This window comes from Paraburkholderia caballeronis, from assembly GCF_900104845.1.
Taxonomy (GTDB): domain Bacteria; phylum Pseudomonadota; class Gammaproteobacteria; order Burkholderiales; family Burkholderiaceae; genus Paraburkholderia; species Paraburkholderia caballeronis.
The window spans coordinates 2,158,746-2,172,496 of the sequence record NZ_FNSR01000001.1 but is presented as its reverse complement, the minus strand read 5'-3'; the positions used below and the strand labels follow the sequence as shown (position 1 = coordinate 2,172,496).

The 13,751-nt window shown below is 69.2% G+C and carries 8 protein-coding genes; 3 read left to right on the top strand and 5 right to left on the bottom strand.

Annotation, left to right across the window (positions count from 1 at the left end):
* Positions 1 to 28: 28 nt before the first annotated feature.
* Positions 29 to 1,975, top strand: coding sequence for a SurA N-terminal domain-containing protein (locus BLV92_RS09710; protein ID WP_090544444.1), 1,947 nt, complete (start codon positions 29 to 31; stop codon positions 1,973 to 1,975).
* 112 nt (positions 1,976 to 2,087) lie between these two features.
* Here BLV92_RS09710 and BLV92_RS09705 read toward each other — a convergent pair whose 3' ends face one another.
* Entirely contained in the window at positions 2,088 to 2,435 is a 348-nt protein-coding gene (locus BLV92_RS09705) for a hypothetical protein (RefSeq protein ID WP_090544442.1), read from the bottom strand.
* Positions 2,436 to 2,562: 127 nt separating this feature from the next.
* Positions 2,563 to 3,276 carry an arylesterase gene (locus tag BLV92_RS09700; protein ID WP_090544440.1) on the bottom strand — a complete coding sequence of 238 codons (714 nt, stop codon included), beginning with the start codon at positions 3,274 to 3,276 and terminating at the stop codon, positions 2,563 to 2,565.
* Between BLV92_RS09700 and BLV92_RS09695 the strand changes: the two genes are divergently transcribed.
* A complete protein-coding gene (locus BLV92_RS09695) occupies positions 3,275 to 3,994 on the top strand; it encodes an ABC transporter ATP-binding protein (RefSeq protein WP_090544438.1) in 720 nt (239 codons plus the stop codon). The genes BLV92_RS09700 and BLV92_RS09695 overlap by 2 nt on opposite strands.
* Before the next feature lie 83 nt (positions 3,995 to 4,077).
* On the opposite strand, the gene pgi is transcribed toward BLV92_RS09695, so the two are convergent.
* The 3 genes from pgi to BLV92_RS09680 form a co-directional block, all read right to left on the bottom strand.
* Positions 4,078 to 5,706 carry a glucose-6-phosphate isomerase gene (gene pgi / locus BLV92_RS09690; RefSeq protein WP_090544436.1) on the bottom strand — a complete coding sequence of 543 codons (1,629 nt, stop codon included), beginning with the start codon at positions 5,704 to 5,706 and terminating at the stop codon, positions 4,078 to 4,080.
* 348 nt (positions 5,707 to 6,054) lie between these two features.
* Positions 6,055 to 7,626 carry an NAD(P)H-hydrate dehydratase gene (locus BLV92_RS09685; RefSeq protein ID WP_090544434.1) on the bottom strand — a complete coding sequence of 524 codons (1,572 nt, stop codon included), beginning with the start codon at positions 7,624 to 7,626 and terminating at the stop codon, positions 6,055 to 6,057.
* Positions 7,627 to 7,815: 189 nt separating this feature from the next.
* A complete protein-coding gene (locus BLV92_RS09680; protein ID WP_090544433.1) occupies positions 7,816 to 9,111 on the bottom strand; it encodes an FAD-dependent oxidoreductase in 1,296 nt (431 codons plus the stop codon).
* A 490-nt stretch (positions 9,112 to 9,601) separates the two neighbouring features.
* Here BLV92_RS09680 and purL point away from each other — a divergent pair, with 490 nt between their 5' ends.
* Positions 9,602 to 13,687, top strand: a complete 4,086-nt coding sequence (purL, locus tag BLV92_RS09670; RefSeq protein WP_090544428.1) for a phosphoribosylformylglycinamidine synthase — start codon at positions 9,602 to 9,604, stop codon at positions 13,685 to 13,687.
* The last annotated feature ends 64 nt before the right edge of the window (positions 13,688 to 13,751 follow it).

Below are 13,751 nucleotides of genomic sequence, written 5' to 3'. Positions count from 1 at the left end.
TTTGGCGCCCCCATCCGGTCTGTCAGGCATGCTCGATTTTTTCCGCAATCATAAACGGCTGATGATGTTCATGCTGCTCCTGCTGGTGGTGCCGGGGCTAGGCTTCGTCGGCATCCAGGGCTTCCGCGGCTTCTTCGACGAGAGCGCGAATGTCGCGAGCGTCAACGGCAACAAGATCACCCGCGCCGAATACGATAACGCCGCGCGCCAGCAGCTCGATCAGGCGCGGCAGATGCTGGGTGCGCGCTTCGACGCCAGCATCTTCGATACGCCGCAGCATCGTCAGGACGTGCTCGAAGGATTGATCCAGCAGCGCGTGCTCGCGGACGAAACGCAGCGCCTGCATCTGACGGCGTCGGACGACGCGGTGCGCCGCTCGCTGCTCGCGGACCCGGTGATCTCGTCGCTGAAGAAGCCGGACGGCACGATCGACCTCGACCACTACAAGGAACTGCTCGCGATGCAGGGCATGACGCCCGAGCAGTACGACGAGCGCGTGCGCTACAACCTCGCGTTGCAGCAGTTGCCGGCCGCGGTGATCGGCAGTGCGTTTACGCCGAAGTCGCTCGCGCAGCATCTCGCTGAACTGACCGTTCAGCAGCGTGAGGTGCAGGGGTTGATGCTGCGTGCGTCGGACTTCGCATCGAAGGTGCAGCCGACCGACGCGCAGCTTCAGTCGTATTACGACGCGCATCGCAACGACTTCGCGACGCCCGCGACCGCGCAGATCCAGTATCTCGTGTTGTCTCCCGACGCGGTTGCCGCGTCGGTGCAGCCGGGCGACGCGGACCTGCAGAAGTTCTACAACGACAACATCAAGCGTTTCCGCACCGACGAGCAGGTGCGCGCGAGCCACATTCTGATCGCGGTGCCGAAGGATGCGAACGCGGCCGACCGCAAGGCGGCGCAGCAGAAGGCCGAATCGATCCTCGCGGAAGTGAAGGCGCATCCGGACCAGTTCGCGCAGATCGCGCAGCGCGCGTCGCAGGACCCGGGCTCCGCATCGAAGGGCGGCGACCTCGGTTACTTCGGCCGCGGGATGATCGCCGGCGGCGACGCGTTCGACAACGCGGTGTTCGCGCTGAAGAAAGACGAGATCAGCGGCGTGATCCAGTCGGACTTCGGTTATCACATCGTCAAGCTGACCGACCTGAAGCCGGCGGTCACGAAGCCGTTCGACGAAGTGAAGCCGACGATCGTCGCGGAAGTGAAGGCGCAGCAGGCGTCGAAGCTGTTCACCGAGGCGACCGATGGCTTCACGTCGCTCGTGTACGAACAGTCGAAGACCTTGCAGCCGGCCGCCGACAAGTTCCATCTGCAGATCCGCACGGCGACCGTCACGCCGAAGCCGAATCCCGCGCTGCCGCCGGACAGCCCGCTGAACCATCCGAAGTTCCTCGAAGCGGTGTTCGCGAACGACTCGGTGAACCAGCACAACAACACGCAGGCGATCGACGTCGGCAACAACACGCTGATCGCGGCGCGCGTGACCGACTTCAAGCCGGCCGCGGTGCCCGCGTTCGACGCGGTGAAGGACGTGGTGCGTCAACGGGTCGTCGCGCAGCAGGCCGCCGACATGGCGCACACCGAAGGGCAGGCGAAACTCGCGGCGCTCCAGAAGTCGAAAGCGACCGACGGTTTCTCGTCCGCGCTGAAGGTGTCGCGCGACGATGCGCAAGGGCTGCCGCCCGCGGCATTGAGCGCCGTGTTCAAGGCCGATCCGCAGCATCTGCCCGCGTATGTCGGCGTCGACCTCGGCGCGGACGGTTTCGCGATCTATCGCGTGAATGCGGTGATCAGCGGCGCGGCGGTCGATGCGCCGCGTCTCGCGGCCGCGCAGCAGCAGCTCGGGCAGATCGCCGGCCAGGCGAACGTGCAGGCGTACATGGACGCGCTGCGCAACCGCTCGAAGGTCAAGACGTATGGCTCGCTCGGGCCGGCCGGCAGCAACGACGCCGGCGGCGACGGTCAGTAAGCGTCGCGCGGCGTATGCCGCATGCGCGCAACAACGAAAAAGCCCCGCATTTGCGGGGCTTTTTCACATCCGGCGTCTGCGATGCGCCGCGCGATGCAACCATCGCGAACTCTCACAGGCAGGCGCCGATATCCCCCGTCGCGTCGCCGGCCGCACCGCCGGCTGCGCGGAAGCCGACCCACGTTTTCGCGTTCGCGGACCATGCGGGCCGCACGATCGCGGCCGCGCCGTTCGGCGGCTGCTGGCCCGGCACATACACATCGACCGCCTGGTTGTTCGCCAGCATGGTCTGCGACACGACCTGCTGCTGCGACCGGTCGGCCCACTTCTGCGCGATGCACTGCGCGACCGCGGTCGGCGCCTGCTGGCTCGTGCCGACCGATTGTGCGCCCGTCGGAATGGGTTGGTTTGCGCACGCGGCAAGTGCCGCCGTGATCGCGATAAGAGGTAAATATTTCACGCTTTTCTCCCTCCAGTCAGGTGGATTCCGGCGCCGGCGATCCGGCATGCGACGCCGGCGCGCCGCCCGCGCATCGCGCCGACGACGCCCGCTACATCAAGGTTCCGGTGGCGGGAAACCCTGTTGCTCAGTGTGGCGACGCGTTGCCGAGCAGCGGCTTCAGCGTCGGCCACACGTTGTCGAGCAGCAATGGCTGTGCCTGCTGGGTGGGATGCATCTGGTCGGACTGGAACAGATCGGGGCGATCGCCGATGCCGGCGAGCAGGAACGGCACGAGCGGCACGTGCAGTTCCTTCGACATCTGCTCGTAAAGGCCATGGAACTTCTGCGTATAGTCCGGCCCGTAGTTGGGCGGCACGTACATGCCGACGAGCACCGGCTTCGCATTGCCCTTGCGGATCTGCGCGACGATCGCACGCAGGTTGTCGTTGGTGGTCGCAAGCGGCACGCCGCGCAGCGCATCGTTCGCGCCCAGCTCGACGATCACGATCGACGGTTTGAGCCGCTGCATCACGATTGGCAGCCGCGCGAGACCGCCGCTCGTCGTATCGCCGCTGATGCTCGCATTCGCGACGCTATAATCGATCCGCTCGCTGGCGAGCCGCTGGCGCATCAATGCGACCCAGCCGGTGTCGCGCGGCAGGCCGTATTCGGCGGACAGGCTGTCGCCGAGCACGACGATCACCGGCTTCGAATCGCCGCTGGCCGCGGCGGGCGCATTCGCCGCGCATGCGACGCCGATGCCCATCGCGAACACGGCAGCAAACACGGCAGCGATGCCGCCCACTGCGTTGAGCGCCGCGAACACGGCGGCTTTCACTCCTGATCTGTGCGTCATCATGCGAACGAATAGCGATCCTGTCATCGAAGTACGGGGCTTGTCGAAGAAAGTAACCGATGCGACCGGCGAACTGACGATCCTCGACGGCATCGACCTGACGGTCGACGCCGGCAGCAGCGTCGCGATCATCGGCGCATCGGGGTCCGGCAAATCGACGCTGCTCGGGCTGCTGGCCGGGTTGGACAGCGCGAGCGCGGGCTCGGTTCGGCTGCTCGGCCACGAGTTGACCGAACTCGGCGAGGACCAGCGCGCGGCGCTGCGCAACGGCTCGGTCGGTTTCGTGTTCCAGTCGTTCCAGTTGATGCCGCACCTGACCGCGCTGGAGAACGTCGCGCTGCCGCTCGAACTGCACGGCGGCCTGTCCACGCGCGACGCATATGCGCGCGCGCGTGAACTGCTCGAACGCGTCGGCCTTGCGCAGCGCATGCGCCATTATCCGAAGCTGTTGTCGGGCGGCGAGCAGCAGCGCGTCGCGCTTGCGCGCGCGTTCGTCACGCATCCGGCCGTGCTGTTCGCGGACGAGCCGACCGGCAGCCTCGATGCGGCGACCGGCCACGCAGTGATCGATCTGATGTTCGAGATGAACCGCGCGAACGGCGCGACGCTCGTGCTCGTCACGCACGATATCGATCTCGCGCACCGCTGCGACACGACCGTGACGATCGAAGCCGGGCGCATCGTGGCGACGCCCGCGCCGACCGTCGCGATCGGCCGCTGAACGGCGCACGGCATACGGCACGAACGGCGCGGCGCGAGTCGCGCGGATGCCGCATGCCGGGTCCGGCATCGCCAATCCTCGCGTCAGCCCTTCAGCGCCGTGCGCGCCCGCGCGATCAACGCGGCCGTCGACGAATCGTGCGGCTTCACGTCGGCCGGCGCCGCGCCGAGGTCGGCCTCGACGACCTTGCCGAGAATCTTGCCGAGTTCCACGCCCCACTGGTCGAACGGGTTGATGTTCCACACCGACGCCTGCACCAGCACCTTATGCTCGTACAGCGCGATCAGCGCGCCGAGCGAACGCGCGGTCAGCGCATCGACGAGCAGCGTCGTGGTCGGGCGGTTGCCGGGGAACACGAGGTGCGGCGCGAGTTCGGGCTTGTCCGGACCGGCGACCTTGCGGGCTTCCTCTTCGGTGCGGCCGAGCATCAGCGCCTCGCTCTGCGCGAAGCAGTTCGCGAGCAGCTTCGCATGATGGCCCGCGAGCGGGTGCTCGGGCGTCAGCACCGCGACGAAGTCGATCGGCACGATCGTCGGCCCCTGGTGCAGCATCTGGAAAAACGCGTGCTGGCCGTTCGTGCCGGGCTCGCCCCACGTGACCGCCGACGTCGCGTAATCGACGAACGCGCCGTCGAGCCGCGCGGACTTGCCGTTGCTCTCCATCTCCAGTTGCTGCAGATACGACGGCAGGTAATGCAGCGCCTCCGAATACGGCGCGACGAGGTAGCTCTGCGAGCCGAAGAAGTTGCGATACCAGATGCCGATCATCCCGAGCAGCACCGGCAGGTTGCGTTCGAGCGGCGTCGTGCGGAAATGCTCGTCCATCTCGTGCGCGCCGGCGAGCAGTTCGTCGAACTGCGCCGGGCCGACCGCGATCATGATCGATAGACCCACCGCCGACCACAGCGAATAACGACCGCCGACCCAGTCCCACATCTCGAACACGTTGTCCTGATCGATGCCGAACTTCACGACCTCGGCGGGATTCGCGGACACGCCGACGAAATGCTTCGCGAGTCCCGCTTCCGGGCAGCCGTTCTGCACGAACCAGTCGCGCAGCGAGCGCGCGTTCGTCATCGTTTCGAGCGTCGTGAACGTCTTCGACACGATGATCGCGAGCGTCTCTTCCGGATCGATCTGCGAGATCACGCGGTACAGGTCCGCGCCGTCGACGTTCGATACGAAGTGCGTTTTTATTTCCGGTGTCGCGAGGTGCTGCAACGCGTGGACGACCATCTTCGGCCCAAGGTCCGAACCGCCGATGCCGATGTTCACGACGTGGCGGATGCGCTTGCCGGTGTAGCCGGTCCATGCGCCGCTGCGGACGGCGTCCGCGAAGCGCGCCATCTTCGCGCGCTCGGTCGCGATCTGCGCGTGGAACGGCGCGTTCGCGTCGGTCGCGCGCAGCGCGGTGTGCAGCGCCGCGCGGCCTTCGGTCGGGTTCACGACTTCACCCGCGAACATCGCGTCGCGGCGCGCCTCGACGCCGGCTTCGCGCGCGAGCGCGATCAGCAGTTGCAGCGTCGCGTCGGTAATGCGGTTCTTCGAGAAGTCGGCGGCGAGTCCGGGCACAGCGGAGAACGTGTAGCGTTCGGCGCGCGTCGGCGCGGGATCGTTTTCGGGAGCAAACCAGTCGCGCAGTCGTGCATCGCGGATCTGTTCGTAATGCGCCTGTAGCGCGGACCAGGCAGGGAGCGGATGTGTCGTGGTCATGGTTCGTCTGGCGAGGAAGCTCGAAGGTAAGCGGCGCGGGCCTGCCGCCGGTGAGGCGGGCCGCCGGCCGACGCGCCGCGCGAATGCCGGCGCGCCCGGTCGGGGCGCGCTCGGCGCGATGGATCAGTATAGCGGGGTAGGGCGAACGCGCGCAGTGTCGTTCGGTGAACGATGGGTGCTGGCGGCTGCGGGTCGAGTGTCTTTATAGAGGACGTGCCGGCGTCTTTCGCTTCGGCCAATCCGCTGCGCAAGTCGCGTATGTCGCCATCATGCGGATTGCTTCGTTGACACTATGGCGTCATGCAAAAAGTGGCCCGGGGTTTGTCGTTGCGTCATCGCGTAAGCCCATCAATCCCGCTGCGGATAGAACAGCCGGTTCATCAGCCGGCGGACCATCGGCGCGAGTTCACCGGCCGTCAGTCCGGCCGGGCCGTCGCCCTGCGCGCACAACGTGTCGGCCGCGAGGCCGTGCAGATAGACGCCGGCCAGCGCCGCTTCGTAAGGCGGCAGTTTCTGCGCGAGCAGCGCGCCGATCATCCCGCCGAGTACGTCGCCGGTGCCGCCGGTCGCGAGCCCCGCGTTGCCGGTCGGGTTGATCGCGAGCCGGCCGTCCGGCGCCGCGATCACCGTGCCGCTGCCTTTCAGCACCGCGACTGCCGCGAAGCGCGCGGCAAGCGCGCGTGCGGCCGCCGGGCGGTCGCGCTGCACCGCCTGCGTGTCGGCGCCGAGCAGCCGCGCCGCTTCGAGCGGATGCGGTGTCAGCACGCAAGGCGTGCCGTGCGCGGCGACCCGCGCGGCGAGCGCGGCGTCGCGGGCGAGCAGATTGAGCGCGTCTGCGTCGAGCAGCGTCGGCGCCGCGACTTGCAGCGCGCGATCGAGTACGTCGCGCGCGCGGTCGCTGCCGCCCATCCCGCAGCCGATCGACAGCGCGTCCATCGCGTCGAGCGCAAGCCGGTCGGCGGCGTCGAGCATCAGTTCCGGATGCGGCGGATCGTAGGGCGGCGCGCCGCTGCCGACGAACGCGACGTGGACCTTGCCCGCGCCGGCCAGCAGCGCGGCGCGCGCGGCGAGGATCGGCGCGCCGCACATGCCCGTGTCGCCGCCGACCACCGCGAGCGTGCCGAACGTCCCCTTGTGGGTCGAAAAATCGCGCGCGGGCATCCATGGGCCGAACAGCGCGGGCGCGTTCAGGTGCGCGGCGGCCGGGTCGTCCGCGTCGATGCCGATCGGCGCGACCGTCACCGCGCCCGCATAGTCGCGGCCGACCGCGGTGAAGAGGCCCGGCTTCGCGGCGATGAACGTGACGGTATGCGTCGCGCGCACCGCCGGGCCGTCGCCGACCACGTTGCCGGTGTCGCTGTCGAGCCCGCTCGGCACGTCGAGCGCGAGTACGTGGCCGTCGCTGCGCGCACGCGCGGACAGCCGCTGCGCGAGCGTCGCGAACACGCCGTCGAGGCCGCGCGCGAGGCCGATGCCGAACATCCCGTCGACGAGCCAGCCATAGCCGTCGAACGACGCGGGCGGCGTCGCCGAGATCGCGACGCCTTCCGCGCGCGCGCCGGAGAGCGCCCAGCGCGCGTCGTCGGGTTTCACTTCGACCGGCATGCAGATTTCGACCTCGACGCCCGCGCGATGCAGTTCGGTCGCGACGACGAGCGCGTCGCCGCCGTTGTTGCCGGGGCCGGCGATGATCCACACCGGCAGGTTCGCGGCCGGCGACGGCGCATGCGCGAGCTGCTCGCGCAGGAAATGCGCGGCGGCCGCGCCGGCGCGCGCCATCAGCGTCCGTTCGGGCAGCGCCGCCTGCGCGTGGGTCTCGCACCGGCGCAGCCCGGCGACGGTCAGGAGCGGCACCGGGCGGTCATGCGGATTCAGCAGCGCGGGGAGCGGGTGGGAAGCAGGGGGCGAAGCAGCGGTCATGGCAGGCAGCGCGGTCGATGCGCGATCGGTATCGATACCGGAACGATACCCGAGCGCGTTGCGATCCGGATCGGCCGGCGCAATTTGCCGCCGTTGTGTCGGCGGGGAAAGGGTGGGGTGGTTACGCGTGCGGCGGCGTGGGCAGCGTCGTTCCGGCGGGGCGGCGAAGCCGCGCCCGCGCGGCCCGACTCACCCCCGTTCCGGCCGCAGCGCCTTCAGCGTGTCGTCGGGCAGATCCGGCTGCGCGCCGGACACCAGTTGCGCGACCAGCCGTGCGGAGCCGAGCGCGAGCGCCCAGCCGGCCGGCCCATGGCCGGCGTTCACGAAAAGCCGCGGATGGACCGCGTTGCCGACCACAGGCAGTCCGTCCGCCGATAGCAGCTTCATCCCTTCCCACGGCAGCGCGGCCGAAATCTTCGCCGCGCCCGGCGTCCAGTCGCGCGCCGCCTCGCCGAGCAGCGCGAGCGCCTCCTCGGTCAGCGGCGGCGGCAGCGGCTTGTCCAGCTGGTTCGCGCGCTGCAGCACCGCACCGCCCGCGATCCGCAGCCGATGGTTCATCTGCGTGATCGCAATCCGCTTCACCGCGTCGACGATCGTCGAGCGCGGCACGCATTCCTCGTGCGCGACCGGCGCGGTCAGCGCGTGCAGCCGCACCGGATAGAGCGGCAGCCGCGCGCCGAGCGGCGCGAGCAGCCCCGGCGTCTGCGCGCCGGCCGCGACGACGACCGCGTCGGCGGAAATCACGTCCACTTCGTTGCCGCTCGCGCGGCCCGGATCGCGCGGCGTCAACTCGACCGCCGCGCGCTGCGTTTCGACGCGGATTGCGCCGACCGTGCGACCGGTCAGGAACTGCACGCCGCCGAGCGTATCGAGCACCTGCTTCAGCTGCTTGACGAACAGCGGGCAGTTCGCGATCTGGCCGTCGTCGAAACGCACGGCACCGGCGAACGGCGGATCGGATGGAATCGTGTGCTCGTCGGCGACGCACGCGGCGGCGGACAGCACGTGATGGGGCGTCTCGAAGCGGCGCAGCAGTTCGAGCGCCGGCTGCGTCAGCGACCACTCGTCGTTGCTGCGCACGACGTACAGCAGTCCTTCGCGCGCCTCGAACTCGATCTGGAAGCGGCCGGTCACGTCGTCGAGCGCATTGCGCGCGGATTCGACCAGCGGCCGCAGCAGCGCATATTGCGCGGCGAACGCGTCCGACGCGTGCAGCGCGGCCAGCCGCTTCACGAAGTTGCGCGCGTCGCCGCCAAAGCCGGTCTTGGAGATCACGCCGCTCGCGGCCTGGCGGCCGCCGCGCATGAACGTCGGGCCGAACCAGACGTCGAGCGGGGTGGGCAGCACGAGGCCGCTATGGCCGTAGGTCGCGCCCTGCGCAACGGTCGCATGGCGCTCGACCACGCAGACGCGATGGCCCGCCGCGCGCAACTGATAGGCGGTGGCGACGCCGGCCATTCCGCCGCCAATGACGATGACATCCATGACGATACGATCTGCAGGCAGACGGCGCGCCGCGAGGGGCGGGCGTCCGCCGTAGGTGGGGCGTGCGGCGCGACGGGGCGCGCCGATCGGGCGAAACGCCGAATGATAGCAGCCAAACGGCCGGACCCGCCATGCGCTGCGCGGGGGCCGCCGTTCGCGCGGCCGCGCCGGGCGGGACCGTCCGGCGCGCTGGTTAGCACGCTGGTCAGCACGATGGTCAGCACGATGGTCAGCACGATGGTCAGCACGATGGTCAGCACGATGGTCAGCACGATGGCCGGCCGCGCCGCGCAGCACGGCTTCCGGGAGCGCCGCGCGCACCGCCAGCGGGGGCCGGGGCGGGGCTTCCGGGTTATAATCGCGGTCTCCCTTTTCGCCTCACGTCGCGGCGTTGCGGGCTTCATGCGGGCTTCATCGACGCCCTTCGGCAGCGCAAACCCGCGACGCAACCCGCGACGCCCTTGCGCGAAGCAAACGTAACGTCCTGTCCATGGCCCACTTCTCGTGTTTTCCCGGCGCTTCGGCCCTTTCCGACTTCCGGCAGACCCGCCTGCTCGACACGCTCGCGCGCATCGACGCCCACGTCGTCGGCGTGCGCGGCCAGTATCTGCACTTCGTCAATTCCGCGACGCCGCTCACGGCCGATGACAGCGCGAAGATCGACGCGCTGATGCACTACGGCGCGCCGTTCGACGCGCGCGACGAACGCGGCGCGACGCTCACGTTCCTCGTGGTGCCGCGTTTCGGCACGGTGTCGCCGTGGGCGAGCAAGGCGACCGACATCGCGCATCACTGCGGTCTCGAACAGGTGCGCCGGATCGAGCGCGGGATCGAATACACCGTCGTGCTGAAGACCGGCCTGCTCGGCGGGAAAAAGACGCTGTCCGACGACGCGCGCGCCGCCGTTGCCGCCGCGCTGCACGACCGGATGACCGAAAGCATCGCGGCCTCGCGCGACGAGGCGCTGCATCTGTTCGACGAACTGCCGGCGAAGCCGATGCAGACCGTCGACGTGCTAGGTCACGGCCGGGCTGCGCTGGAAACGGCGAACGGCGAACTCGGCCTCGCGCTCGCGGACGACGAGATCGACTACCTCGTCGACGCGTTCACGAAGCTCGAACGCAACCCGACCGACGTCGAGCTGATGATGTTCGCGCAGGCGAACAGCGAGCACTGCCGGCACAAGATCTTCAACGCGCAGTGGACGATCGACGGCGTCGATCAGGACCTGTCGCTGTTCGCGATGATCCGCAACACCGAGAAGCTGAACCCGCAGCACACGATCGTCGCGTATTCGGACAACTCCGCGATCATGGAAGGCGCGCCGGCCGAACGCTGGTTCCCGCGCAAGGCCGCCGGTAACGGCGAGCCGGCCGAGAAGTACGGCCGCCACACCGAACTCACGCACACGCTGATGAAGGTGGAGACGCACAACCACCCGACCGCGATCTCGCCGTTCCCGGGCGCCGCGACCGGCGCGGGCGGCGAAATCCGCGACGAAGGCGCGACGGGCCGCGGCGCGCGGCCGAAGGCGGGCCTCGCCGGCTTCACCGTGTCGAACCTCGAACTGCCGGACGCGCGCGAAGCCTGGGAAAACGCGCGGGACGCCGCGCAGCCGCTCGCGCACCGCAACCCGGCCGACGAAACCGCGGCTTACGGCCGTCCGGACCGCATCGCGTCGCCGCTGCAGATCATGACCGACGGCCCGCTCGGCGGCGCGGCGTTCAACAACGAATTCGGCCGTCCGAACCTCGGCGGCTACTTCCGCGTGTACGAGCAGAACGTCGCCGGCACCGTGCGCGGTTATCACAAGCCGATCATGATCGCGGGCGGCATCGGCAACATCAGCGCGCAGCACACGCACAAGCACGACCTGCCGCCCGGTTCGCTCTTGATCCAGATCGGCGGCCCCGGCATGCGGATCGGCATGGGCGGCGGCGCGGCAAGCTCGATGGCGACCGGCACGAACACCGCCGAACTCGACTTCGACTCGGTCCAGCGCGGCAACCCGGAAATCGAGCGGCGCGCGCAGGAAGTCATCAACGCGTGCTGGCAACTGGGCGACGCGAACCCGATCCTCAGCATTCACGACGTCGGCGCGGGCGGGTTGTCGAACGCGTTCCCGGAACTCGTCGATGGCGCCAACAAGGGCGCGCGCTTCGAACTGCGCCAGATCCAGCTCGAAGAGTCGGGGCTGTCGCCGCGCGAAATCTGGTCGAACGAGGCGCAGGAGCGCTACGTGCTGGCCATCGCGCCGGCCGACCTCGCGATGTTCGAAGCGATCTGCGCGCGCGAGCGCTGCCCGTTCGCGGTCGTCGGCACGGCGACCGAGGAACGCGACCTGAAACTGATCGACACCGACGAAAAGGCGCTCGCCGCGAACGGCCATCACCAGCCGGTGGACATGCCGATGGACATCCTGCTCGGCAAGCCGCCGCGCATGCATCGCGACGTCGCACATACGAGCACGCCGCTCGTGCCGGTCGACGTGACCGGCATCGCCTTCGACGACGTCGCGACGAGCGTGCTGCGCCATCCGACGGTCGGCAGCAAGTCGTTCCTGATTACGATCGGCGACCGTTCGGTCGGCGGCACCAGCGTGCGCGACCAGATGGTCGGCCCGTGGCAGGTGCCGGTCGCGGACTGCGCGATCACGACGATGGACTACGCGGGCTTCCACGGCGAGGCGATGACGATGGCCGAGCGCACGCCGCTCGCGGTGATCGACGCGCCCGCGTCGGGCCGCATGGCGGTCGGCGAGGCGGTCACCAACATCGCGGCCGCGCCGATCCGCTCGCTCGGCAGCCTGAAGCTGTCCGCGAACTGGATGGCCGCGTGCGGCGCGCCGGGCGAGGACGCCGCGCTGTTCGACACCGTGAAGGCGATCGGCATGGAACTGTGCCCGGCGCTCGGCATCGGCATTCCGGTCGGCAAGGATTCGCTGTCGATGCGCACCAAGTGGAGCGACGGCGGCGTCGCGAAGGAAGTGGTCGCGCCGGTGTCGCTCATCATCTCCGCGTTCGCGCCGGTCGACGACGTGCGCTCGCACCTGACGCCGCAACTGCGCCGCGCGGACGAAGCGGGCCAACCGGTTGACTCCGTGCTGATCGCGATCGACCTCGGCCGCGGCAAGAACCGCCTCGGCGGCAGCATCTTCGCGCAGGTCACGCAGCAGGTCGGCGATTCGGTGCCGGACGTCGACAGCCCCGAGGACCTGAAGCAGTTCTTCGCCGCGATCCAGAAGCTGAACGCGAACGGCCAGCTGCTCGCGTATCACGACCGCTCGGACGGCGGCCTGTGGGCGACGGTCTGCGAGATGGCGTTCGCGGGCCACGTCGGCGTGTCGCTGAACGTGGACATGCTGACGCTCGACGCGGACCACGAGTCCGACTACGGCGACGCGAAGGACTGGGCGAAGCAGACCAGCGGCCGCCGTGAAGACCGCACGCTGCGCGCGCTGTTCTCGGAAGAACTCGGCGCGGTGATCCAGGTGAGCGCCGCCCAGCGCGATGCGGTGTTCGCGGTGCTGCGCGAGTTCGGGCTGTCCGCGTGCTCGCACGTGATCGGCCAGTTGAACGCGCGCGACACGATCGAAATCTATCGCGACGCGAAGAAGGTGTACGAAGCGCCGCGCGTCGAACTGCATCGCGCGTGGAGCGACGTGAGCTGGCGCATCGCGCGGCTGCGCGATAACCCCGCGTGCGCGGACGCCGAATACGACGCGCTGCTCGACGCGGCCGATCCGGGCATGCAGCCGCACCTGACGTTCGACGCGGCGGAAGACGTTGCCGCGCCGTTCATCGCGAAGGGCGCGCGGCCGCGCGTCGCGATCCTGCGCGAGCAGGGCGTGAACTCGCACCTCGAAACCGCGTATGCGTTCGACCGCGCGGGTTTCGACGCGCACGACGTCCACATGAGCGACCTGCTCGAAGGCCGCGCGTCGCTCGCGGACTTCGCAGGCGCGGTGGCCTGCGGCGGCTTCTCGTATGGCGACGTGCTCGGCGCGGGCGAGGGCTGGGCGAAGACGATCCGCTTCAACGCGCAACTCGCGGACATGTTCGCGGCGTTCTTCGCGCGCGGCGACACGTTCGCGCTCGGCATCTGCAACGGCTGCCAGATGCTGTCGAGCCTCGCGTCGATGATCCCCGGCGCGGACGCGTGGCCGAAGTTCACGCGCAACAAGTCCGAGCAGTTCGAGGCGCGTTTTTCGCTGGTCGAAGTGCAGGCGTCGCCGTCGATCTTCTTCGCGGGGATGGAAGGCTCGCGGATTCCGGTCGCGGTCGCGCACGGCGAAGGGTTCGCGGACTTCTCGCAGCAGGGCGACGCGTCGCGCGTCGCGATCGCGATGCGTTACGTCGATCATCGCGGCGAAGCGACCGAGCGTTATCCGTTCAACCCGAACGGCTCGCCCGCCGGCATCACGTCGGTGACGACGCCGGACGGCCGCTTCACGGTGCTGATGCCGCACATGGAGCGCGTGCATCGCACCGTGCAGATGAGCTGGCATCCGGAAGGCTGGGGCGAAGCGAGCCCGTGGATGCGCGTGTTCCAGAACGCGCGCCGCTGGCTCGGCTGATCGCGACAGCGCGAAGCCGGCCGCATCGAGGATGCGGCCGGCGCGTCGAGCGAGCGGTTCAAAC